We start from the raw sequence: 22,072 nt of genomic DNA on the forward strand, positions 1-22,072 counted from the left end.
GCTCGAGCCGGGCCCACTGGACGTTCGTCAGATCACCACGCCCCACGACAAGTGATCATTCACGACCAAGATCGACTTTCGCAACACGCCCTAGTCTCAACTCGCGCTAGCTAGGAGGCGCAGGGCGGCATCAGAGGGCTGACGCGGAGTCAGAGTTCACTGTCAGACGTATGCCGCTGACTTGCCGGTGGCCGGCCAGGAGCAGTCTCGGCTCCTACGGCTTCCATTCGTCGTCGAGCATCGAGTGCACGACCGAGTCCCGCCATCGACCCGCCTTATGAATGTGGGCACGAATGGCGCCCTCCTGGACCATGCCTGCCGCTGCCATGGTCTTCGCTGACGCTTCGTTGAGCGGCCCCCGTGCGCCCCAGATGCGATGGAGGCCGAGGTCCTCGAACCCGAGGCCAAGCAGGAGGCGAACAGTTTCGACGCCGTAGCCGATTCCCCAGGCGTCCGGTCGCAGCGCGAAGCCGAACGTGGCTGCACGCTGTTGGTGAGGGTCCATGGCGAGTCGGCCGTACCCGATCAGTGCGTTGGTGTCCCGCTCGACGACGGCGAGTGCGTACTCGCTGCGGGGCTCGGTGATGGCCGAGGCGATGGACCGGGCGACGATCTGACCGACCTGGGCACGTGTCCGCGGCTCAAACGACAAGTGCTCCGTGGCCTCTTGGCTGCCGTAGATGGCGAACACCGCATCGACGTCGTCGATGGTGAGCTCGCGGAGACTGAGGCGCTGGCTGGAACGCTGGACCGGGTACATGCCAGGACCCTATCGCTGGCTTCCCGCGGGAAGCGCCGGTCGGCGGGGTGGGTAGACCGCGATCTCCTCGCGCAGGTCGCGGGCAGCGATGGCAGTGTGGGCATTGGTGGCCATGAGTGCCTGCCGGACACGCTGGGTGGAGACGACGATGCCGTTGTTACGGTACGTGGGCGGCAGATCCAGGACGGGGCGGATGGCGTCTGCGGCGCCTTCCACCTCTCCGCTGTAGAGGAGGACGAGAGCTTGGTTGCACTGGGCGCCAGCCAGGTCGCCGAATGCCCAGTGCGGGTGCTCGCGGTCGCTGAGGCCGCGTACGGCTTGCTCTGCCTGCACGGTGAGCTCCGCATCCCCATGGCCGAGCAGTGCCTCGGACTCCACGGTGTAGTACGCCTGCTTCTCCTGTGAGTAGGTGAGGAGTCCGCCCAGTTGGTCGAGGTCGTCCAGGACGACGCTTCCGCGCCGGTCGGTTGCTTCCTGGTTCGCCGTGCGTACGGTCGACTCGTCGCCCAGGACGGCCGCGGCACGTGCCTGAAGGCCAAGGAGCCACAAGCCGACGGTCCCGTTGAGGTTTGAGGAGAGGGCCGCCCCCTTCTGGGCATAGAACAGGGCGTCCCCGGGCCGGTCGGCCCAGTACTCGATAAGGGATTGCAGACCGTTGACAAGGGCCATGAGGCCCGGGTGTTCGGCGTCCTTGGCGAATGCGCCGGCGAGCAGGCTCATCGTCCTGGCCTGCTCCCGGTCCTCCATGTCGTTGAAACCCTTGGCTACCAGGAACGCCAGCACGCCGGCCATGAAGTTGAGGTCGCTGAGCTGCGACGGGCGGTGCTTTCCTGTCTCCAGGTTGAAAATGACCTGATCCTGGGCGTCCAGCAGGTCATCCCAGATCTCCGCCAGCGGTACACGCGGGTAATCGGTGACCAGCCTGGCAACGTGGTCCTGAAGCAACGGGAGCGTGTTGTCTCCAAGCCTGTCGCGGTCCGCTTGGAGAACGTAGTTCCTCGCACGCCGAACGGCCATTGCACCGCTCCTTTTCATTTCGCTCAGGCCCATGCCGGGTTCGGCGTGGGATGCACAAGGCGACGTGCCGACCAGGGGAACGACGTCCGGGGCCGCTCCCTGGGGGACTTCGGTCCACAGGTCGTCGATGCTGTAGCCGAGCATTTCGACGATGGCCGGGCGGAAGGCCTTCTGAGGCTTACGCCCCTCGTAAAACCATCCCTCGAAGGTCTTCGGGGCAGGGTCCACGTTCGTCAGACCGAGCCGCCCGGCCGCTTGCCTGTACGGCGGAAGGAACTCGTCGGCGCTACGAATACCGCGCTTTTCGAGCTCGAACCGGAAGAACAGCACGGTGCCTCCCCATCCCATCCGCTGAGCACGTCACAGTCCGACGTTAGAGCGCTGTCCTCATCAACTTCACCTACTTGGACGCTACTTACCAGTTCCGAGGCGAGTCCGAGGAAGAGCCGAGGAAGACCGTCAGTTTCCCGCCAAATCCAGCGGATCGTCTGGGGGTAGAACCGTCTGCCCTCCGTTGCAAAGCTCGTAGCAGCCCTCACTGAGAGTGCGCGGACATGCACATCATGGATCAGGGAGTCCCCTCGATGCCTTCCAGAGTCGCCGTAGCAGCGACGGCCACGCGGATGCCCAGCGCTGAAGGGGCGTGCCGAGTTGGCAGTTGGCGCCGGTTCACTGCTGCCCACCTCCGATGCTGTCGCAGGGACGGGATGACGGAGCAGTGATCATGACGACACAGTCCACGGCCCAAGGGCGCAGCGACCAGCGAGCCCTTGTCGCAACTGATGCAAGGAGCAGCAGGACCAAGGCCCGTCCCGCCCTCGATGTGTCCATCCAGCGCCACCCCGATTCAAATAGCGTCGGTCTCTCCCCCGCAGACAGCATCTGGCCGCAGCGGCTTCGCCGCATTGTCCGCGCCGGGCTGAAGTACTGGGGCCGCCCCGAGCTGGCCGAGGAAGCAGAGCTGCTGCTTACGGAGCTCGCGACGAATGCGCTCCGCCATGGGCAAGGCCCACAAATCGGCGTGCGGATCTGTCTTCGGAGCAATCACCTCAAGATCGAGGTCAACGATGGCTCCCCTGCTCGTCCCGAGGTGCGCCAAGCGGCGTTTGACGACGAGACAGGGCGCGGCCTCTTCCTCGTTGCATCCATTGCAGACACCTGGGGCGTCAGCGACGACGGCACCACGACCTGGTGCACTCTCCCCCTGACCAAAGGACCCGAAGACATGCAACCCGCCGCGTTAACCGCGCCGGTGGTGCGCGAGATCCCGCTGGATCTCCCCGCCGACCCCAGCGCCGCGGGCTTAGCCCGCATCAAGGCCCGCAGCCTCCTCACCCTGGCGGCCTGGCCAGGCAATCAGCATCACGCGATCGACGTGCTGCATGCCCTCGTCGACAACGCCGTGCAGCACGCACTCGCTCCCGGCAAGCCCGACCAGAGCCTCAGCGCCTGCCTCAGCTTGACCGAGGCGCACGAGCTGCTCGTCGACGTCACAGACCCCCTCCCCCGCTTCCCCGACTTCGACCAGGCCGTCACCGGCGATTGCGGACGCGGGCTGTGGGAGATCGCGCGCCAGGGCGTGGAACTCTCTTGGTTCCTCATCGGTTCGGGCTTCGACGCGAAGACCGTGCGCGCCGTCCTGCGCCCCGGGCTGGTGGAGCTGTGACCGCCCCGGCCAAGGCGCTGCCGCGCGGCGCCGACATAGTGCAGCACCTGGTCGAGACCGTCGGCGCAGCGAGTCGGCCGGCCGCCGACATGGCCGACCTCGCGGCAATGATCCGCACCCTGCTGGCCGTCGAAGCCGGCCGCGACACCCGCGTACGCCTGGGCGGCCACCTCTTCGATGTCGTCATCACCGGCTCGGGCGTCCAGGCCCGTTGCGCCGTAGCCCTCATGGACGAGATTCAGGGCGGATGCGGGCCCGTGATCGAGGCCCCGGAGAGCGGCTGGTTCTACTGGCTCGTCCCGCCCGGCTCCTCTCGCAGCTGGCAGCCGCACACCCACGCCGTGTGCCTGGGCGCGCCCCACACGATCACCCTGCCGTCCCTGAACAGGACCGTCCCCCCGGGCCCGTACTGGTTCCGGCCATCGGCAAGTGACCGGCTCGTCCCGACCGGACCGCTCCGCGAAGCCTTGGCGCAGCTCCGTCCCGAGCCGACGCCGCACGCTGAGCTCGCGGCGCGACTCGGTCTCTCCACCTAAGACTCCGTGCGCGTCAACGCTGTGACGGTCGTCGACGTGCACGGGCAAGCCCTTGCGGCTGGGGCGGGATCCGGCCCTAGCCGCAGGCCTCATTCGAATCGAGCACCCATGACGAAGCTGCTCCTCCTCATCACCATCGGTGCCGCGAGCGCTGCTCTTATGCACGCTGTGCGTCCTGCGCCGGGCCCGGCGCCCATGGCAGCGCTGCAGGCCGAGGAGAGCCGCCGCTTCGCCGAGCTGTGCAGGAGGGCGTCATGAGGCTGCAGCCCGTCCGGACCGACGAGATTGACGAACCGTGGCTGTGGTGGCGCTCCGCTGAACCGCGACTCCGGCCGACCGTGGACAGCAGGCTGAGCACCTTACGCCGCACCGTCTACGGGGACGGCATCGCCGCAGTGAAGCCCGGCCGCCGCATCCGGGTGACCACGTACGTGTTCGCATGCCCCGGAGTGGACGCCGACGCCACGCACACCCTCCTTGGCCATTACGCGCGCGACCGAGGGTGGGACGTGCACCGGGAGCGCTTTACCGACGAGCCCTCCGGCGGTCCGCTCCTCATCCGCCCGCAGTTCAACACCGCGTGCCGTCGCGCCGGATCCGGTTTCGTCGACGGCGTGCTCACGACCGACCGCGGCGCCATGCCCAGCACTGACGAGGCGTACCTGCGCTGGCTGCACCGCCACTACGCCTTCATCGCCTTCCTGCAGCCGAATTACGGAGGGGTCACCGTGGGCAGACCGGTAGCGCCATACGTGACGCACCACGACGCGTGCGTCGTCTACGACTCCCCCGACATGCCGTTCTTCATCGCCCACCAGGCCGTGCGCGACTGCCGCCGTACCACCGTGGTCGCCTTCGCTGCGGCTGCCCCCTAACTCCTGTCTGGCGGACCGGTCGACAACGCTCCCGGCCGCTGGACAGGCCGCAACCCCCGGCGCGGGGACAACGCTCCGGGTCCGTGTTCCCCCACGGCCACGTAAGCCCCGCGCCGGGATTCACCGCACCAACGACCCAAGGAGAAGTTGCGTGACCACAGCATTGGACCGTGAGGCGTTCCCCCTCATACCGACCGGAGGACGCACCCCCTACAGCGAGGAGGCTCCCTCGGGTGAGCAGACCCGGCCGTGGGCGCTGCGGTTCGCCCGCGTCCCCGACTCCACCAGCGGTATCCGCATCCCGTCGCACGTCTACGATGCCGGCCGCCAGGTCAACGTCTGCGACGGCGGCGGCCTGCTGACGTGCATGGCAAACACGCACGAACCGACCGTCCCCGACGGCTCGGTCAGCAACCCGCCGCCGCTGGACGAAGGGCCCAAGGACTGATGAGCGCGCCCGTCCTGATCATCCCCGCACACGACGACTGGCCCACCGACCGCATCGTCGTTGAGCTGGAGAACCGCGGGGTCGAGGTGTTCCGCATGGACACCGCCGACTTCCCGCAACAGCTCGCCCTGGCCGCAAGGATCGACCAGGAACAGGCGTGGACGGGCGACCTCACCACCGAGCACCGGACGGTGGAGCTGTCCCGGGTTGGCGCGGTGTACTACCGCGCCCCCGGGGCGTTCCGCTTCCCTGAGGGGATGTCCGGTCCGGAGGAGAGGTTCGCCGCCGCTCAGGCCCGCGCGGGTCTCGGCGGCATCCTGTCCGCCCTGGAATGCCGCTGGGTGAACCACCCAACGGCCATGGCCCGCGCCGAGTTCTCTGGGGGTCTGAGCCGTGAGGCGGCTCAGGAGACTGCGTTTCTGCAGTTCACAGGCTGTTGGTAGGAAGCTATCGAGTGCAACAGCTGTGGTGCAAGGCGGTTGGGCTGGCTTCACCGTTTCGGGTCGGTGAGCGTGGCGTGGGCGGCGGCGCGTGTCAGCTCGGGTCGGCTCAGGACGTTGGTGCTGTCGATGAACTGGTCGACGGCCCCGATAACCGGGAGGGCACGGACGGTGGGGTCGGTGATGCGCGTGGTCAGAGCGGCGGTGAAGCGTTCGGCGTGCAGGACCTGGAAGGGGCGGCTGTGGTAGGGCCGTGTGGCCGGGTCGACCGGGTCGGTGAGGGCGAGCTGGTTGTGCAGGGCAGCGATGGCCTCGTAGGTGCGGGCCAGGTGCTGTTCGCGGGTGTGCCAGTCGGTGGCGGCGAGGGCGGCGGTGAAGTGCGGGGTGAGTTCGGAGGCTTGGGGGGTGCGGGCAAAGGCGGAGCCAAGCCATTTGCTGTAGGGCGGATAGCGGCGGTCCATGAGCAGGCAGAGCCGCATCAGATCACGCACCAGCCGCGCGGCGACGACGGCGGAGCCGAGTTCGTCGCCCACTTCGCCGCAGCGGCCGATGAAGGCTTCTTCCTGGGAGATTCGCTGCCATTGGCAGGCGAGCAGGTAGAGCCAGAGATCGTGGGGATACCAGTCGAGGTTGGCGCGGGCCGGGGCGAGCTGTCCGAGCCCGTCGTGGAAGACGGCGCCGTCGGTGACCTCGGCGAGGAGTTGGGTGGGGGTGGCCAGCCAGTCCGCCAGGGTGACGTCCTTGCGCGGATCGAAGCCCAGTTGCGCGATGAACCAGGTGGTCGGATCGGTGACGTCGACGCGGTGGTGGATGGGCCCGGCAGTCGCCTGCATGACCCCGATGCCCACCTCGCCGGTGGGGGCGAAGTGGGTCGGGTAGCCGCAGAAGGTCTTCGGCAGGCGGTTGGAGAGCAGTGCGCTGAGCTGCGCGCCGTGGCGGGCGGCGTCCTGCGGGCTCAGGAAGATCTGCAGACGGGGACCCCACTCGTGGTCCGCGGAGCGAGCGGTGTCGAATCCGAGGACTTCCGAGCCGCTGCCGAGACGGGCGGCGGAGTGCACCGTCCCCGGGACTGCTTCGTCCAGCAGGGGGGGTACGGCTTCGAGGTAGAAGCGGCGGGAGAGCTCCAGGCCGGGAATGAAGACGGGCGTGGTCATGCCGGGGAGGGTGCCGGATCGACGTGTGGTTGGTCGAAGGGTTTTCCCCGCGTGGCAGGTCAGCGGTTCAGCCGGGTCATCAGGTCGCGGTTGGCGGCGCGTGCGGCCTGCAGTTCCTCGGTCCGTTCGTCCAGCTGCAGTCGTAGGTCGACGGCTTGTTGTTCCAGGGCGGTGATGCGGAGCTTGAGCTGCTCGATGTCGTCCGGGGCTCCGAGCCCTGACTCGCGCCAGGCTTGCTCGCCAAGGAGCTGAGAGAGCTTCTTCTCCAGTTGCTTCACGCGGGCGTCCAGCCGGGCGGAGCGTTGTTGGCTGTTGGCGAAGTCGGCCAGCAGGGAGGCCCGGCTGGCGGCCGGTCCGCCGCCGGGTCCGGCGGCGGGTTGAGCTGCGGCGGTGTGGAGATCGGCGAGCAGGTCGCGGTGGCGGTAGAGGAAGGTGCGGTCCACCCCGGCCCGGCGGGCGATGGCCGAGACGCTGATCTCCTCGCCTGCGGCCTGGGCGTCGTGGAGCGCGGTGAGGACACGCTGGCGGCGGCGTGCTGAGTCGGCGCGTCGGCCTTCGGCCAGGGAGGAAGTGTGGTCGGTGTTCATGCAGGTCGCTCCGGTCGGATGTCGGGCAGGGGCTGGCGGACGCGGGGCATGCCCAGGTGGACGGCACGGTTCTTGCGGACGACGGCGATGGCCTTGTCGACCTGGTCGCGGTCCTCGGCGCTGAGTCCGTCGAGATCTTCCTTGACGCGGCGGATGAGCCTCCTGACCCGGGTGATCTCCTCGTCCGAGGGCATGGCTTCGGCCTTGGCCCAGGCGTCGGCCTCCGTCATGGCGGCCAGCCGTTCCCGGCTGCGGAGCAGGTCGTCGAGGTATGCCTGGAGTTCGGGCAGGTAGGAGATGTCGGTGCGGAAGTGGTCGCAGCCCACGCAGCGGAAGCGGATGGGGCAGTGGTCGCCGCCGGCCTGCACGTTGCTGGGCTCGTTGCAGGTGCCGAAGGGGACCGCGACCTCGCCGATAGCGCGGCGGGTGTGTTCGGTGTCCAGCAGTGCCTTGGCCTGCCGCCAGGCGCGGTTGCCGTGACGGTCGAACTGCATGGCGGCGACCTTGTCCACCGCGCTGCGGCGGCGCTGTTCGCCGACCCGGTAGTAGCCCTTGGTGACGTCCATGCTCTGGTGGTCCATCAAATCGCGCAGCACGTCGGCGGGGACCCCTGCATCGGCATGCCGCTGGGCGTAGGTGTGCCGGTAGGCGTAGGGAACCACGGCGGACTTGTCGAATTCGGTGCCGTCGGCCAGCAACAGCGGCGGCAGGCTGTTGACCCATTCGCGGTGCCGGCCGGTCAGTCCGCCGTCGCTGATGGCCTTCTTGCCGTGGGGGTTCTTCACGGCGGAGGGCAGCAGCTTCAGCTCGGCCAGCAGGGCATCGGGGAAGCGTTCCCGGACCCGCTTCTTCTGCCCGGTGATCAGCTCGGCGGTCGCCCGCGGGATGGGCAGGCGACGGCCCATGCGCTGCTCCTTCCAGTTGTCGTAGACCAGCACGGGTTGGCTGTCGGTGTCCCAGGCAAGGCAGTCCCAGGCGAGTTCGCAGATCTCGTCCGGGCGTCGGCCGGTGTCGATCAGCACTTCGATGGCCACCCGCATCTCGCGCGAGGTGATCTCATCCAGCCGGGGCAGGGCGTCACACAGCTGCCGCACCACCTCCGGGGGCAGGTCACGGCCGGGCTCCTCTCGCTGGGGTGCGGGCGGCAGGTCCTGCTGGCGGACGGTGAAGTCGTCGGCTAGCCCGGCCAGCGGGTTTCCCGTCCGGGTCAGGCCCAGCGCCCGGCAGGTGTTCAGCATCTTGCGGACATTGCGGCAGTGGACCAGGCGGCCGTATGCGCTGAGCTTGCCGGTCTTCTCCAGGTAGGCGAGCCGGTTGAGGAAGGCGACGATGTCTGGCCGCCCGACCTCGCCGATCTGGTGGCCGTGGTCCTGGTGGCGGGTGGCGTGCAGGCTCTCGGACAACAGGACCAAGGAGTTGATGTGGCTCTGCACGATGCCCACGACCTGGTCGCCCCGTCGGCGGGGCAGGTCCTCGGCCGCCCACCGCTTGGCGGCCTCCCGGATCCAGTGCTGGCGGATCTTGGTGAAGTCCAGGCTTCCGCCATAGCCGAACGCGGCGGTGTCCCAGAGGTCCTTGTGCCGCTCGGACTCCGGGTCCAGCAGGGCCTGGCGGGCGAAGGTGACCAGTTGGCTCCACAACGGCCGCAGGCCCGTGCTGGTGATCCCGGTCGCCTGACCGACCGAGGTGACCTGCTCCTCGCGCAGCCGGTCGCAAACCCGCCGCAGACTGGTCACCGTGGTCTTGGCCCCGGACTCGGTTCTGCGCTGGAGGCCGTAGAGCACCTGGGTGACGACGAGAGGTGGCAGTCCGCGCAGGCTGACCATGCCGCCCTCCGCGACGGCCGGCGCCGTGCGGCGCCAGTGGTCCTCGTCGAAGTCCGCGCTCTTGCGCTGCACCCGCAGCACCTGCATGCGATGCGCGCAGCAGTACGGGGTCCGCTCGGTGTCCTGCTCGCGGACACAGGCCACGACGCGGCACGGCCCCCAACTCGGCAGCGGCTGTACGTCCGGGTGCCGCAGGAAGTTGTCCATCGACACCTTCAGACGGTCCCGCCGCTGGTAGTCGTGCGCGCGGCAGAGCGCGGCCCGGGCCGTCTTCGCCGGTCGCGCGCAGTCCGTGACCGCGCAGAACCGTGTCCCGACAGTGCGCCAGGTTCTGGCGTTGGCTAGGAACTCCTCCTCGTTCTGGCCGGATACTTGCAGCCGGTTCGAGCACGCCCGGCAGATCCCCAGCGCGTACGCGTAGATCATCGTTACGCATCCGGGAACGCGGCAGAGCCGGTAGCCCAGCAGCGGGTGTTCGGCGGGCACCCTCAGCACTCCGGCCGACGGATCCCACCCGATCTCATCCAGGAAGCCCGCGTCCAACAGGCCGGTGAGGACCAGGAGTTCATGATCCCCATCGACGGTCCCGACCTGGGGCGCGTGGACGGCGGTCGCCGTCGCGACCGGGCTCACCGGCCCGTCTCCTCGGCCAGGCGGGGGCTGGGAACTCGCTCGACGGCCGCGCGCAGACGCCCGGGGTCGGGGTGGAGATAGACCTGGCTGGCGCTCGGCGAGGCGTGCCCCAAGACCTCTTGTACTTCATCGACGCTGCCGCCCGCATCGGCGATGTTGCTCCCGCAGGCGTGACGCAGCATGTGGGCCGTCACCTTCTCGGGCAGCCCCGCCCGCCGGGCCAGGGTCTTGATCAGGTCGCTCAGGGCATCCGGCGGCATCGGCGCCCCGAGCGGGGTGCGGAAGAGGTTCACCAGCACGAAGTCGCTGGCCTCGGCCGCAGGGACCTCCGAACGTTCCAAAACGTACTGGTCGTAAGCCTGCACCAACAGAAAGTCCACCGGGACGGCCCGCTGACGACGCGACTTCGCCCAGGCGCCGTTGACGTTCTCCCGACGCACCACGTGCAGGTGAGCGCCGGGAACCCGGCAGCCCAGCCATGAGGAATCGGGAAGGAAGTGGATGTCCTCCCGCCGCAGCCCGGCCGCCTCACCACGGCGCAGCCCGGCACGGGCCATCAGCAGCACGATCAGCCGGTCCCGGCACGAGTGGCAGGCCCGCAACAGCGCGACGATCTCCTCATCGCTCGCCCGTTCCACCGGCCGCTGGGCCTCCACCAGCCGGTGCCGGGCCCGCATCCGATACGACAACCCGCTCCACTCCCCGCGGGCCTCAACAGGAAGATCACAGTCGTCGGCCAGTTCGTAGAGCGCCGCCATCACCGTGGCCGGGGCCTCGCCCGTGGTGACGGCATGCGCCAGGAAACCCCGTACTCCGGACAGGATTCCGTTGACCCGCCTCGCCCCACGCACCGGCGCACGGCCCGGCCCGGTCAGCACCTCCCCGGCACCCGGTACGGCCTCCGCACCGCTGACCTCGGCCGGGGCATGACGCAGCCAGGTGATGAGCAACCCGAAGTCGACCGCAGCCGTACGCCAGTCCCGGCCCGTTCTCGCGCACCACCGCAAGTACAAGGCCACCGATCCGGCGTACGACTTGGTTGTCAACTCCGCATCATCACGGCCCAGCCGTACATGCCTCAAGAACGCATCCGCGGTCGGCACCACCGCCAACTCCTCGTCCAGCACCGTCCAGTACTTCACGCCGGACGGCATCACCACGGGAAACGCCCGCACCCTCATCTCCTTGCTCGGACCGCTCCTGCACAGCAACAGCCACGAGCACCACACCCCCGGAGATCTGTTGCACAACGCTCAACGGGCACACTCACCGCAACGTCACGCAACAGCCATCAGACACCTGGAGAAGCCGAGTACAAGCCCGCGCAGCTGGCTGCCGCACGCTCCTGCGGGCTGCGCATCCCGGCCACGCTCATCACGAACCGGCCCGACGAGGTACGCGCCTTCGCTGCCGAGGTCGGCGGGCCGATCGTGTGCAAGCCGGTCGCCTCCCCTGTCCTCATCGAGGGCCGCCGCCTCAAGACCGTGTATACCCGCTGTCTCGACGACGAGGACCTGGAAGACCTGCGGGGCGTCGACACCACCGCGCATCTCTTCCAGGCGTGGGCCGCCAAGGAGTACGAGGTTCGCCTCACCATCATCGGGGAGCGAATGCTGGCTGCCGCCATCCATGCGGGAAGCGTCGCCTCATACGAGGACTGGCGCAGCGACTACAGCTCCCTGACGTACAACACGACCGAGATACCTGAGCCGGTGGCCAGCGGAATGCGGCGTTTGATGGAACGGCTGAACCTGCGCTACGGGGCGGCAGACTTCGTCGTGGACCCCGACGGGCAGTGGACATTCCTGGAGGTCAACCCGTGTGGCCAATGGGACTGGATCCAAGGCGCCACTGGCCTGCCCATCGTTGAGACGATCGCCGACGAGCTGCAAGGAGCCCGTTGATGGACTGGAAGCCGCACGCGGCCGCCCTCGCAGCCGAGATCACCCATCCCGCATCGGGCTGCTGGATTCCGATCAAGGAGACGCCCCGGCACCTGCTGGTGGAACGCTGGTTCACCCCCAGCGAGCACGGGTGGACTGTCGCCGACGGCCCGGCCGACGAGAACCGGTGGGCGACGGCCTCCTACTCGGACACCACGCTAGTCACGCGCATCGGGTCTGTGCACGCCGACCAGGCCGAACCGGGACAGCCCGTCATCGGCCTACCCACTTCGTCATCCACCCTGCCCAGCCTGGTCCTCACGATGCTCCGCCACGGCCGCCTCACCCCGGGGGTGCGGCTGCTGGATGTGGCCACCGGATCCGGCTACAGCGCCGCCCTGGCCTGCCAGCGCCTCGGCGACGACCTGGTCACCACGCTGGACATCGACCCCTACCTCACCCAGGTCGCCGCCGAACGCCTGCAGCGGATCGGATGGAACCCCACCGTCGTCACCGCAGACGCCGGCGCGGACGAACTCCCGGGCACCTTCGACCGGATCGTGTCCATGGTCTCGATGCCCCGCATCCCCGCCTCGTGGCTGTCCGCCCTCACGCCCGCCGGCCGCCTGGTCACCACCCTCGCAGGCACCGGACTGATCGTCACCGCCGACAAGACCAAGGACGGCGGCGCGATCGGCCGCGTCGAATGGGACCGCGCAGCGTTCATGACGACCCGGACCGGCGACGACTACCCGCCCAGGCTGCAGGACGTGTTCGCCAAGGCCGTCGACCAGGACGGAGACGAGGTCACCACCTCCCCGTTCCCGGTGCTCGACGTCATGCAGGCCTGGGAGGTGTGGTCGATGCTGTCGCTTGCGGTATCCGGCATCGAGCACCGCAACGGCACCGGTGACGACGGCAGCCGCATGACGTGGATGCTCCACGCAGACGGGTCCTGGGCCCGGGCCACCACCAAGCCGGGCGAGCAGAGCGCAACCGTGCACCAGAGCGGACCGCGCCGCCTGTACGACGAACTCGAAGCGATCCGCTGGCACTGGATCGAACGAGGCGAACTCCCCGTGTACGGGGCGCAGGTCACCATCACCCCGGACGGCACGACGACTCTGTCGCGCGGCGGGTGGTCCGCAACTCTGTGACCTACAAGGCGGCGCTGACACGGCACACTGGGCAAGAGCCGACAAGGAGGGAGCACCCCTATGGAAGACGAGCCCCTCGAGGAGTGGGCAGCCCGCCGTGCGCAGCGCCGCCCCACACCCGGTGAGCGCCGCGCCGTCCCCCTCGGCGAAGCATCCGAGCGCGGGACGCACATCGACCCTGACGCCCCCCGCGTGATCCAGGAATGGGACGGCCACACATGGGTTCCGGCCGGAGTCGCCGAAGACCACCAGGCCGCCGCAGACAAGACCGGCACAGACGCCGAGTCACGCGCTGAACGTGTCGCCCTGCCGAACTTCAACAAGCTGCCCCAGGCGCCTGAACGCTGGCGACCGACCGAGCCTTGGTACCGGCCCTGACACAGCCAGCGAAGGACAGAGTGCAGTGGCTCCTCAGCTCCCCGTGAACGACGTGATGCTCACCTCGAGCGCGACGGAGCCGTGTGCCTGGCCGAGCGGCAGGGCACCGGCTACGCCGAGGGCATGCTGAGCCGACGACCTCGGGCAGTTGCTACCCCTCATGCTGAGGTGGCGGCGCCTGACGGCAGTAACTGACGGGGTGGGTTAAGCAGGTTGAGGCGGATGACCTTAAGAACCTTCCCCCGGACGTGATCAAGGACTGAGAGCCCGACGCTCTGCGCCTGGAGCAGGGGGCCCCGACCTCGGCCTGAACTCCGGTACCGGATCACCCCCGCGCCAGCGGGGAGCACGAGCGAGGAACAGCCGACTGCTGCCCGGCTGTACCACCCCAGGTCATCCGTTCGACAGAGGGAGCAGCCATACCGGGCCCGGAGGCCAGCGGCCCTCTTGCAGGACCGCGAAGAAGATGACGGCCCACGCGACCCCTGGCACCGCCCACCGCGCTGGGCATCGAATCACCCCGCGCCAGCGGGAGCACACGACCGTCAGCGCGCTGCGCGACGAGAAAATCGGTTCACCCCCGCGTCGGCGGGGAGCACAGTCGGGGCAGACTTGGGTCTGCGACTGGTGGCGGTTCACCCCCGCGTCGGCGGGGAGCACCACCACCAGGCCAAGGGCACAACCGCCGCCGACGGTTCACCCCCGCGTCGGCGGGGAGCACGGGATCTACGGCACCCGCGCCGGCATCATCCGCGGTTCACCCCCGCGTCGGCGGGGAGCACCCGGAGCGGGCGGCGCCCCCGGAAGGGCTGACCGGTTCACCCCCGCGTCGGCGGGGAGCACACTTCGCGACCTGCCCTTCACTTAGCGCTTTGCTTTTTCTTTACCGTTCTTGCTTGCTGTGGAGCAGCGGTCATCCGCATGAGGCTGAGTCCATCAAAGTCCTCGGGGACTCGGCGACGGGTGCCGGCTGTACGAATGGCGTAGCCCTGTTCGGTTGGGGCTGGGTACACGAGGACGGCAGCGCCGTCACCGACGACTTCGGCGACGGCGTCCCAGAGTTGGTCGCGTACGCGGGCTGAGACGCTGCCGACAAAGATGCCGGGGACTACTTCGGTGGACCAGCGGCTGAGTGCGCCGCGGAGGTGGTCGGGCACGGCGGTGGTGGCGATGACGAGCATGGAGGGCATGTCAGGCTCCGTCCGGCGCGTAGTTCACGCCGGCGGGAAGCACGCCGGTCTTCGGGTCCCAGAGGTGGACCAGAGGCACGTCAAGGCGTTCGGAGGGGTCGTCGTCGGTCTCGGAGCCCGGGGTGAGGAGTGTCTGGATGTCGCGGATGACGCGGGGCAGCAGGCGGATGAGGCGGAGTTCCTCACGGAATCGTCGGCGGGCTTGTTGTTCGGGGTCGGCTGCTTGGTGGAGGGAGAAGGCGACGGGGAGGGTGGTGTCGGCTTTGCAGAGGTCGGCGATGTCGTAGACGAACGCGTACTGGGTGCCGACGGCTCATTACCACCCTCTTGCAGGGGCGGCTGTAGAGGAAAGTCAGAGTTCCCGCCGCGCGGAGCATCGCAGCTATGGGCGCGGCAAGGCGCCGTTCGGCGCACGGATGACATCATCATTGGGCGGGAGCAATGCTGAGAAGCCCGCATCCGTATGCCTTGGCCCGCCCGATGCCCGTAGCGAGCTTCTCGCGAAGCAGTTCGGCGTCGAGGACTCGGGCCGTCCCATCGAATTGTGTGCGGGCATGCCGGATTCGCTGCTGTGCGGCGGCGCCTTTGGAAGCCCGTTGGCCACGTACCGTGGCGAGCGGGTGGGCATCGATGTGCAGTGGTTCCAACCCGGCTGCGTGGGACTGGCGTTCCCACCATTCAACAGCGGCATTGCCGCTCAAGGCCACGACCGGCGGGAGCCTATAGGCTTCCCGAGAGGTGGCCCTCGGCTTGCGCACGGGGTTGGCCACACAGCGGTAGTTGACGACCATCCCCTTGTATAGGATCGCCAGCAAGGCGTCGAGGGATCGCGTCTCGACGCTGCCGTAGGCGTCTGGCAGGCGTGAGGAGTCGGGTTCCATGTGGCTCTGCAGGAGGATCTGCGGTCCACGTGGGCTGTCCTCGGCACGGAACAGCACTCCGAATGCGGCTCGGGCCGGGCCTTCGACGCCGTCAGGAAACATCTGCAGCATGCGTTGGTGCAGTCGGATGCCGTGGTCGCTGCCACTGAGGTCCCTTCGGGCCTCGCGGGAACTGGGCGAGGGCACGATGCGGGTCAGCCACAAAGTCACCGGCCGCTCCTCTCCGGCTCAACGAAATGGGTGTCGATGTAGCTTTGGAGCTTCTCCAGGTAGCCGGTGCCGAAGCCTTCGTACGCGGCATCCGGCAGGTGCACGGCACGCCGGTACAGCGGCCGGGGCCGATACTGGCGCTCCAGCGGTGCGAACGACAGCGGCTCGTCGGTGACTTCGCCACTGTGGTGGTCACCGTCACCCCTGTCCGGGGTGTCAGAGTCCACGGGGAGCACCCCGAGCGGCCTGTCGCTGTAGAAGTCGGTCGGCTGCGGGCCGCGGCGCGGCCTCTTGGCTGCCAGCGGCAGCCGTACCAGGTGGTACAGCGGATCTTCCACGACTCCCAGCAGGATCGGGCCCTCCGGCGGGCAGGACCGGCGGCCGAGAAAGAGAGGCCAGTGCGGGTCACGCAGGGCAGCAGCGCACACGTGGAGCTGCTGCGCGTCGTCGCAGGTGACCGCGAGGGTGAAAGCAGCGTCGGCCAGATACTGGCGCTTGGACACCAAAGTGCCCTTGCCCGCCGGCCTGCGCTTCCCGTCAGCGGTGATCACTGTTTCATCCGCGGGTCGCCCGCCGCCCACGGTGTGAAAGTCGGACGTCACGACACCGGGTCGGTCGACGCGTACTGTCATCGACAGCGCCGTGAGGTCGTCCAGGGGGGCCTCGCGCTGGCGCCCGAGTGCTGCGGCCAGCAAGCCCACGACGCCTGACCGGGTGGGGAATCGGGCTGTGTCGCGCCACAGGTACTTGCTGCGGGTGCCCCAAGACTGCAGAGGGCCTGCCAGGCGCAGCAACAGCCCGTATGCGTGCCTATCGGTCACTGCGGGGCCTCGGCGAGCGCAATGTCGATGGCGGAGGTGACGAGTGCTGCGAAGCACGAGTGGCGCTCTCCGAGGTACTCGAGCTTGTCGAACTGGAGGGATGCGTGGGCTGCGTGCAGGACGCGGTCGGGGCCGAGGAGGGTGTTCGCGGCCTTGGAATAGGCGTCGATGCCCTCCACGGAGCGGGCGACGTAGCCGCCGTGCTGAGCGGAGCGTACGGGTTCTTCGAAGGCTGCGGCGAAGGACAGGGGCCGGTCGGAGCGCACGGCCACGTGGACGAGGTGCGGGAGCGAGTGGGGGGCGGTGGAGTTCTTCTTCGCCTGGGGAAGTGACTCGATGAAGGAGAGCAGGAACTGGCCGGCGAGTTCGCGAGCGGCGTCGACGGCGGTGCCGTGGTCGTCGGTCAGGTTCTTGGTGAGTTCGTCGAGGTCGACTGTTGCGAACCGGTAGAAGGTGCCGGTGCTGAACTCGGCCGTGCCCATGTGGCCGCTGCCGGTTTCGTCGCCCTTCGTCGCGGTGACGTCGTCGACGGCTGCGAAGTAGTCGAGTTCGACCTCGGTGGTGTGGGTGGTGAAAGCGTGCGCAACCTGGACGGCGCCGTCGACGCCGGCCTGGTCGACCTCCGCGAGCATGCGGCCGAAGACGTTGATGACACCGTTCCTCTTGAGGAGAATTTTGTCGATCTTCCCTTTCAGGGCGCTCTCGGGCTTGGACTTCGGCTTGCCGGTGAAGTCGCTGGTGAGCGAAGCCTTGTGCGCTTCGGCGATGTCCGCCAGTTCCTCGACCGCGTCTTCGGGGAGGTAGATGAGCGCGTTGGTAAGCACCTTGTTCGTGATGGGCTGTTTGTCTTTGCCTTTCGCCACTTCCCACTTGATACTGCTGCCCGCCGCGACATGCGCGCCGGCGCGTTCGGCAAGCGCCTTCTCCCAGCCGCGAGCGCGAAGTACGTCGGCGACCCGCTCGCCGATGCGGCGTGTACGCAGCGCGTTGTCGCCGAGCGCGTCCTGGAAGTGCTCGCGGACGGCCCGCTTCCAACACTGGCTGGAGATGCGGGTGCGCAGGGCGTCGCCATAGAGCATGGTTTTCACCGAGTTGGTGTCGTCCCGGTTCAGATTCGCGTAGGGGACGGGCTGGACGACATGGACATCGATGAAGCGTGGCCTTAGGCCCATCTGGGGGTCTCCTTCAGGTCGCGAGGTTAGTCCTGCTCGGCGCGGGCGGTGATCCGGTAGAAGTCCTGCAACCAGCGGCGGCTGATACGCCCGGACTGATACGGCCAGTCGACGATGTCTGCCAGGAGCTGCCCCCAGTCGATGGTGGCGCCGGCGGTGCGTACCTGGTTCACCGCGGCAGGCAGGTGCAGATGGAGGCCGCGCAGGCTCTGCCGTGTCAGAAGGTTGACGCGGCTCTCTGCGGCGCTGAGCCGCATGGAGGCGTTCGTCGCCATCACGGCATGGCCCAGCGTGGCACCGAAGGAGGTGCCGTACGGGGTGGGCCCGGGCGGAGCGGTGTCCTCGTCCGGTTCTCCGTGTTCGTGGGTAACCTGCCTTTCCAACTCCGCTTGTTCGTCTGCGGTGTCTTCGCCGTCTTCCTGACCGGCGGCAAAGGCGTGTCGGGGCTGGGCCGCGATCAGTGAGGCCACGGTGTAGTGGGCCTGCGCTGTTCTGTCGTCGCAGCCGTCCGGCAGTCGCAGGGTCAGCAGCCGGTGCATGGGGCGGGCGCGCGGGTGGTCCAGATCTCGGCGCAGGCCCGCGCGCAGCGCCGCACGGGCACCGGGGTCCGCGCGGCACAGGCGTTCAATGCTCACGGCGAAAGCGGCATACGAGGCGCGAGCCCTCTGGCGCTGGCTCTCTAACGGGGCTGGGAAGGTCACTGCCTGTCCTCGGGTCGGTGTGCGACGGTCACGACTTGCTGGCCGCCCTTTTCGTCTTCAGTTGCTCCATCGCCTTGTGCGGGTCTTTCAGGGCGGCGAGGATGATCGCCTTCGCTCTGGTGACGGCCTTCGCACCGCGTGATGTGCGTGTCACGGAGTCGGTGACCGCCTCGTACGCGTCGAGCGCGTGCCGCCCGAAGGCCCTGCATGTGGCCTCGAAATCGAACCCGGAATCCGCGGCGCCGTCCGAGCGGGTCAGCTGCCTGAACCGCGACCAGAATTCGTCCTCCGCCGATGGCCAGTACCGTGCCGTGGCCGCGTCCAGCCAGGCACCCGGATCATTCTTCTTGTCATCCGTGTACGTCAGCCAGGCTTCCTTCGTGGCCTGCTCCAGCCGGTCCCCGAAGAGCTCGCCGAGTTCGCGGAGCTGGCGCATGGGCAGGTCGGTGTTCACCGCGTCTACCTCAACCCGGGAAAGAAGCACCGGGGTCGTGGAGTCGACGTATTGGTAGTTGGCCGCCTGGCTGGCGTCCTGTTCGAAGCCGAGCGCACGTACCCGCAGGTACTCGCAGACGTCGAAGGCGTGATCCATGACCTTCGGCTGGAGAGGGCTTGAGTCATCCAGCTGTTTGAGCAGAAGGGCGTCGATGTCCCGCCAGAGGGAACGGGAGGAGCGTGCGAGCCGGGGGAACGTCTGCCCATCCTCGCCGATCTCCCAGATCAGGTAGTCATCTTCCGGCCTGATGCGCTCGGCGTCGTAGGCCCAGGTGATGTAAGCGTCGGCGGTGTGCTCGCCGTCCGGGGCGGGGACGAGGTAGAGAGCGTGCTGTGAACTGGCGGTGAGCCGTGAGCAGGGGCCCTGTGGCTCGGGCATCGCCTTGAGCGGGTCCGGGAGGGTGTCGCGCTCCCACGGACACAGGTCGGTCTGCCGGCTGACGTGACCATCCGGCGGGGTCAGACCTGCCAGCAACGTCAGGAAAAGGTTGTCGCACTCCGGGTGAAACGACAGCGCAGCCCTCAGGGGCGAGGCCTTCGCGTAGTGATGGTTTACGCCGCCGACCGTGCGCCGCGAGAGGGTGCCGGGGGCTCCCCAGTAATGCCAGGTCAGCAGCGATAACGCGGCCTGCGAAAGGTCGGGGGGCACGGGCTCTACGTGGCTCCAGTGCCCGAACCAGGAGTGGTTGTTTCCCGCCGGCCGGCTCATGACCAGCTTGTGGACCCCGGCGGTCTTGTTCCTGTCGCACTGATCGGGCAGGCGCGGGTCCTGGAGCCAGGGACGGTCGCGGTCGAACAGGGCGAAGCGGTGGGTCCACTGGTCGAAGTAGCCGGCGATGCCCGCCCGGCGGCCGCCGGGCAGGTCGATGCTCTCCTCGGCAAAGCCCTGCTCGAGGACGTCCTCCCGCCGCTCGCCCCAGCTTCCGGGACCGGCCTCGTCCAGCGCGGTGATCCGGGCCGTGAGCGCATACAGCAACCGGAGCAGCGCCGAGTGAGCCGGGGCTTCCTCAATCAGGAGCGTGCGAATCTCGCGGGCGTGCAGGAACAGGCTCCGCAGGCCCAATAAGGGAGGGCCTGACTTCCCCTCCAGCCATGCGACCGGAATCCATGGCTGGTCAATCAGATTGGACGCAGGCGTGGCCACGCCCCTCCCCCCGTGGTCGGACGTTCAGCAAATGCTAGAAGGACGGGCCAGGCGGCGTGGGCGGTTACGTCAATTCGTCAATCTCCAGGCCGAGTTCACTCATACAGAACCGGTACTTCGAACTGGTGTGCACCCACTTGCCGTCCTGCAGTTCCAGGTTCAGCCGGAGAACATTCTTCAGGGCGGCCATCTCGCGCCAGGCGGCATTGGCATCGCCGTCCACGGCCTCGACGATTCGCTTCGGCACCGGGATCAGATAGGGGACCAGCTGTCCCGGCTTCGGTCTGCCCTTTTCAGCGCGCTGAAGCTTCCGCTCCAGGACACCCTCCTCCAGGACATACACCTCATGGCCCTGCTGGTTGCGGCAGGGGTACAGGCAGACCACATGGGCCGTCTCCTCACCGAGCACGGACGAGAGCAGTTCGGGCTCGGTGCCGGGGTGGTCGCGGCTCAGCAGGCCGAGGTCGCCGTCGAGCTCCCCCGGCCCGGGTACCGCCAGCCAGCCCGCAGTGCCGCCGGCTCTGCGTTCACGGACCGTGCGCCGGTTGTCGAGCTGCCGGAGTTCACGCGCCGCAGGCCACCCCAACCCATCCACGAGCTCGTCGGCGTACACCGCATCCAGCAGCACAGGCAGGTCGTCGGGCAGACACACCGTCCTGCCGGCCCCCAGGAGCAGGTCAGTGCGCCGCACCAGCGCGGCGTCGTCCAGGTCGGACGTGCTGTCCGTGTGGAGCACCACAAGACGGGCCCGGTCACCCGCGCTGTGCCCTGCACGGGCCAGCAAGTCCGCGAGCGGTGCCGGTCCGGATAGGACAAGGTCGAAATGCAGGCCCCGGACATGTTCCAGCATCGGCGTCGTCACCAGCACGCAGGGCCCGGAGGCCTCACCTGCAGGAGCGAACGCACTCCGGCAGGCTGCGAGACGCTGCCACCGGTCCTTGTTGCACATCTGCTCGTGGACCAGGGTCACATCGAGGCCAGGCAGATCCTGCGTGAGCCGGCGCAACGTACGGATGGCTTCCGCAGGCGTCGATCGGTAGACGGCGGCCTTTCCGCTGCCGGCTGCAACCATCGAGGCAAGAGCCGCCTGGATCTCGCCATCCGGCGTACCGTCAGCGACCGTGATGCTGAGGGTGCTGGCACGAACGGCCCCCGAAGGCTGCTGAGGCAGGTGCCAGCCTCCGCACTGAGCATCCACGAACGACCACCCTGGCGATCGACGGGGCTGCATCACCGGCTTTCCACCCCCGCCTGCGCCCCGGCGGTAGGCCGCCAGCATCGCGTCCACCGACCGGTCCGCGGCCGCCGCAGCCAGGACAACGGGGATCCTCAGCGCAGCGGCCCACTCCAGGAACCGGAGCATCAGCTGGTGCCCCCACGCTCCCCGGGCATGGGCTTCGTCCACCACGACGACCTTGCCCGAAAACGCGAACAGCCTCATCACGTTGAACTTCACCGGCATGACAGCTTGCAGAAGTTCGTCCACCGTCCCCGTGCCGAGCGGAGCCAGAAGCGCCCGGTGATGGGAGTTCAGCCAGCTGTTCGCCGCCAGAGCCCACTCCTCACCGGGCTCCGCGCTCACGGCTCCGGCTGCGTTGGCCTGCGCCCACTGCTGCGCAGCCTCGGCCGGCTTCATCCGCGAGGAGCTGTGGAGCAGCAGCGAGCGCCGCGGGCCCATCAGGGCCTGCCCGGCGAAAGCATGCACCTGCGCCATGTGGCTGTCAGCCGCAGAACCGGTCGGCAGGGCATAGAACAGACCCCGAGCGTTCGCTGCATGCCCCAGCACCGCCGCCGCGCGAAGAGCAGCTTGCGTACGCTCCATTGAGGGCGCAGCCGTCACCACGACCAGCCCCGGCCCGTGTGCGCTCACCAGAGCAGGCACCTGGCGGGACATGCTCGCCCCCAGACCACTCTCCCCCGCGCCCCGGCCAGGGTCAGGCGGCCGGACGAAACTTGTCCCAAGCAGGTCGGTCCGCTGCAGCAGACAGGGAGCCGCCGAGCGGGGTCACGTCCGCTGGAGTGGTGTATTGACGGCCACTCGGTGATCTCGTTTTTTAGGTTATGCGGTGAGTTCGGTCGGGAGGACGGTGTCGTCGGT

General features: G+C 68.4%; 22 protein-coding genes and 1 CRISPR repeat array. Of the genes, 9 read left to right on the forward strand and 13 right to left on the reverse strand.

The window, feature by feature from the left end; translation table 11 throughout:
• Positions 1-214 precede the first annotated feature (214 nt).
• Together ACWD1Z_RS34305 and ACWD1Z_RS34310 are read right to left on the reverse strand one after the other, a co-directional pair.
• On the reverse strand, positions 215-760 hold the full coding sequence (locus ACWD1Z_RS34305; RefSeq protein ID WP_451124313.1) for a GNAT family N-acetyltransferase: 546 nt from the start codon (positions 758-760) through the stop codon (positions 215-217).
• A gap of 9 nt (positions 761-769) precedes the next feature.
• Complete coding sequence (locus ACWD1Z_RS34310) at positions 770-2,107, reverse strand: hypothetical protein (protein WP_451124315.1); 1,338 nt, start codon at positions 2,105-2,107, stop codon at positions 770-772.
• Positions 2,108-2,501: 394 nt separating this feature from the next.
• On the opposite strand from ACWD1Z_RS34310, the gene ACWD1Z_RS34315 reads away from it, so the two are divergent.
• The 5 genes from ACWD1Z_RS34315 (at position 2,502) to ACWD1Z_RS34335 (ending at position 5,745) form a co-directional block, all read left to right on the forward strand.
• A complete protein-coding gene (locus ACWD1Z_RS34315; RefSeq protein ID WP_451124317.1) occupies positions 2,502-3,443 on the forward strand; it encodes an ATP-binding protein in 942 nt (313 codons plus the stop codon).
• Positions 3,440-3,979, forward strand: a complete 540-nt coding sequence (locus ACWD1Z_RS34320) for a hypothetical protein (protein WP_451124319.1) — start codon at positions 3,440-3,442, stop codon at positions 3,977-3,979. Before ACWD1Z_RS34315 ends, ACWD1Z_RS34320 begins: the two co-directional genes overlap by 4 nt.
• A gap of 254 nt (positions 3,980-4,233) precedes the next feature.
• On the forward strand, positions 4,234-4,854 hold the full coding sequence (locus tag ACWD1Z_RS34325; RefSeq protein WP_451124321.1) for a hypothetical protein: 621 nt from the start codon (positions 4,234-4,236) through the stop codon (positions 4,852-4,854).
• Positions 4,855-5,005: 151 nt separating this feature from the next.
• Positions 5,006-5,302 (forward strand): putative ATP-grasp-modified RiPP, encoded by a 297-nt coding sequence (gene tgmA, locus ACWD1Z_RS34330; protein WP_451124323.1) that lies wholly within the window; start codon positions 5,006-5,008, stop codon positions 5,300-5,302.
• A complete protein-coding gene (locus ACWD1Z_RS34335; RefSeq protein ID WP_451124325.1) occupies positions 5,302-5,745 on the forward strand; it encodes an MvdC/MvdD family ATP grasp protein in 444 nt (147 codons plus the stop codon). The genes tgmA and ACWD1Z_RS34335 overlap by 1 nt, the downstream gene beginning before the upstream one ends.
• 47 nt (positions 5,746-5,792) lie before the next feature.
• Here the strand turns inward: ACWD1Z_RS34335 and ACWD1Z_RS34340 are convergent, their stop codons facing one another.
• Genes ACWD1Z_RS34340 through ACWD1Z_RS34355 form a run of 4 tightly spaced genes read right to left on the reverse strand, consistent with a single transcriptional unit; the run spans position 5,793 to position 11,069 of the window.
• Positions 5,793-6,896 carry a DUF4037 domain-containing protein gene (locus ACWD1Z_RS34340; protein ID WP_451124327.1) on the reverse strand — a complete coding sequence of 368 codons (1,104 nt, stop codon included), beginning with the start codon at positions 6,894-6,896 and terminating at the stop codon, positions 5,793-5,795.
• A 59-nt stretch (positions 6,897-6,955) separates the two neighbouring features.
• Entirely contained in the window at positions 6,956-7,483 is a 528-nt protein-coding gene (locus ACWD1Z_RS34345; RefSeq protein ID WP_451124329.1) for a DUF6262 family protein, read from the reverse strand.
• Positions 7,480-9,942, reverse strand: a complete 2,463-nt coding sequence (locus tag ACWD1Z_RS34350) for a tyrosine-type recombinase/integrase (RefSeq protein ID WP_451124331.1) — start codon at positions 9,940-9,942, stop codon at positions 7,480-7,482. Before ACWD1Z_RS34350 ends, ACWD1Z_RS34345 begins: the two co-directional genes overlap by 4 nt.
• On the reverse strand, positions 9,939-11,069 hold the full coding sequence (locus ACWD1Z_RS34355; RefSeq protein ID WP_451124333.1) for a tyrosine-type recombinase/integrase: 1,131 nt from the start codon (positions 11,067-11,069) through the stop codon (positions 9,939-9,941). The genes ACWD1Z_RS34350 and ACWD1Z_RS34355 overlap by 4 nt, the downstream gene beginning before the upstream one ends.
• 303 nt (positions 11,070-11,372) lie before the next feature.
• Here ACWD1Z_RS34355 and ACWD1Z_RS34360 point away from each other — a divergent pair, with 303 nt between their 5' ends.
• The 3 genes from ACWD1Z_RS34360 to ACWD1Z_RS34370 are packed head-to-tail and all read left to right on the forward strand — an operon-like array spanning position 11,373 to position 13,360.
• The gene (locus ACWD1Z_RS34360) at positions 11,373-11,846 is read left to right on the forward strand and encodes a hypothetical protein (protein WP_451124335.1); all 474 of its coding nucleotides are present in this window, start codon (positions 11,373-11,375) and stop codon (positions 11,844-11,846) included.
• Complete coding sequence (locus ACWD1Z_RS34365) at positions 11,846-12,982, forward strand: methyltransferase domain-containing protein (RefSeq protein ID WP_451124337.1); 1,137 nt, start codon at positions 11,846-11,848, stop codon at positions 12,980-12,982. Before ACWD1Z_RS34360 ends, ACWD1Z_RS34365 begins: the two co-directional genes overlap by 1 nt.
• Positions 12,983-13,042: 60 nt before the next feature.
• The gene (locus ACWD1Z_RS34370) at positions 13,043-13,360 is read left to right on the forward strand and encodes a DUF6087 family protein (RefSeq protein WP_451124339.1); all 318 of its coding nucleotides are present in this window, start codon (positions 13,043-13,045) and stop codon (positions 13,358-13,360) included.
• Positions 13,361-13,930: 570 nt separating this feature from the next.
• A CRISPR array of direct repeats spans positions 13,931-14,203; the repeat unit is 29 nt; unit sequence CGGTTCACCCCCGCGTCGGCGGGGAGCAC.
• Between the two features lie 17 nt (positions 14,204-14,220).
• Here ACWD1Z_RS34370 and cas2e read toward each other — a convergent pair.
• Positions 14,221-14,550 (reverse strand): type I-E CRISPR-associated endoribonuclease Cas2e, encoded by a 330-nt coding sequence (gene cas2e, locus ACWD1Z_RS34375; RefSeq protein WP_451124341.1) that lies wholly within the window; start codon positions 14,548-14,550, stop codon positions 14,221-14,223.
• Here cas2e and ACWD1Z_RS34380 point away from each other — a divergent pair.
• Positions 14,549-14,998, forward strand: a complete 450-nt coding sequence (locus tag ACWD1Z_RS34380; protein WP_451124343.1) for a hypothetical protein — start codon at positions 14,549-14,551, stop codon at positions 14,996-14,998. The genes cas2e and ACWD1Z_RS34380 overlap by 2 nt on opposite strands.
• Here the strand turns inward: ACWD1Z_RS34380 and cas6e are convergent.
• The 6 genes from cas6e to ACWD1Z_RS34410 all read right to left on the reverse strand — a co-directional run bounded on the left by cas6e (position 14,976) and on the right by ACWD1Z_RS34410 (position 21,868).
• Complete coding sequence (gene cas6e, locus ACWD1Z_RS34385) at positions 14,976-15,641, reverse strand: type I-E CRISPR-associated protein Cas6/Cse3/CasE (RefSeq protein ID WP_451124345.1); 666 nt, start codon at positions 15,639-15,641, stop codon at positions 14,976-14,978. The genes ACWD1Z_RS34380 and cas6e overlap by 23 nt on opposite strands.
• Positions 15,638-16,462, reverse strand: a complete 825-nt coding sequence (gene cas5e / locus ACWD1Z_RS34390; protein ID WP_451124347.1) for a type I-E CRISPR-associated protein Cas5/CasD — start codon at positions 16,460-16,462, stop codon at positions 15,638-15,640. Before cas5e ends, cas6e begins: the two co-directional genes overlap by 4 nt.
• Positions 16,459-17,634 (reverse strand): type I-E CRISPR-associated protein Cas7/Cse4/CasC, encoded by a 1,176-nt coding sequence (gene cas7e / locus ACWD1Z_RS34395; RefSeq protein ID WP_451124349.1) that lies wholly within the window; start codon positions 17,632-17,634, stop codon positions 16,459-16,461. Before cas7e ends, cas5e begins: the two co-directional genes overlap by 4 nt.
• Positions 17,635-17,660: 26 nt before the next feature.
• Positions 17,661-18,269, reverse strand: a complete 609-nt coding sequence (gene casB, locus ACWD1Z_RS34400) for a type I-E CRISPR-associated protein Cse2/CasB (protein WP_451124351.1) — start codon at positions 18,267-18,269, stop codon at positions 17,661-17,663.
• 94 nt (positions 18,270-18,363) lie between these two features.
• Positions 18,364-19,974, reverse strand: a complete 1,611-nt coding sequence (gene casA / locus ACWD1Z_RS34405; protein WP_451124353.1) for a type I-E CRISPR-associated protein Cse1/CasA — start codon at positions 19,972-19,974, stop codon at positions 18,364-18,366.
• Positions 19,975-20,038: 64 nt separating this feature from the next.
• Positions 20,039-21,868, reverse strand: a complete 1,830-nt coding sequence (locus ACWD1Z_RS34410) for a hypothetical protein (protein ID WP_451124355.1) — start codon at positions 21,866-21,868, stop codon at positions 20,039-20,041.
• Between the last annotated feature and the right edge of the window lie 204 nt (positions 21,869-22,072).

Source organism: Streptomyces sp. NPDC002784 (assembly GCF_053592135.1).

Bases quoted from the DNA above. Each gene is read 5' to 3' on its own strand.
- ACWD1Z_RS34305 (WP_451124313.1), bottom strand. From the start codon at position 760: ATGTACCCGGTCCAGCGTTCCAGCCAGCGCCTCAGTCTCCGCGAGCTC.
- ACWD1Z_RS34315 (WP_451124317.1), top strand. From the start codon at position 2,502: ATGACGACACAGTCCACGGCCCAAGGGCGCAGCGACCAGCGAGCCCTT.
- ACWD1Z_RS34325 (WP_451124321.1), top strand. From the start codon at position 4,234: ATGAGGCTGCAGCCCGTCCGGACCGACGAGATTGACGAACCGTGGCTG.
- ACWD1Z_RS34335 (WP_451124325.1), top strand. From the start codon at position 5,302: ATGAGCGCGCCCGTCCTGATCATCCCCGCACACGACGACTGGCCCACC.
- ACWD1Z_RS34340 (WP_451124327.1), bottom strand. From the start codon at position 6,896: ATGACCACGCCCGTCTTCATTCCCGGCCTGGAGCTCTCCCGCCGCTTC.
- ACWD1Z_RS34345 (WP_451124329.1), bottom strand. From the start codon at position 7,483: ATGAACACCGACCACACTTCCTCCCTGGCCGAAGGCCGACGCGCCGAC.
- ACWD1Z_RS34365 (WP_451124337.1), top strand. From the start codon at position 11,846: ATGGACTGGAAGCCGCACGCGGCCGCCCTCGCAGCCGAGATCACCCAT.
- ACWD1Z_RS34370 (WP_451124339.1), top strand. From the start codon at position 13,043: ATGGAAGACGAGCCCCTCGAGGAGTGGGCAGCCCGCCGTGCGCAGCGC.
- ACWD1Z_RS34380 (WP_451124343.1), top strand. From the start codon at position 14,549: ATGTCAGGCTCCGTCCGGCGCGTAGTTCACGCCGGCGGGAAGCACGCC.
- cas2e (WP_451124341.1), bottom strand. From the start codon at position 14,550: ATGCCCTCCATGCTCGTCATCGCCACCACCGCCGTGCCCGACCACCTC.
- cas7e (WP_451124349.1), bottom strand. From the start codon at position 17,634: ATGGGCCTAAGGCCACGCTTCATCGATGTCCATGTCGTCCAGCCCGTC.
- ACWD1Z_RS34410 (WP_451124355.1), bottom strand. From the start codon at position 21,868: ATGTCCCGCCAGGTGCCTGCTCTGGTGAGCGCACACGGGCCGGGGCTG.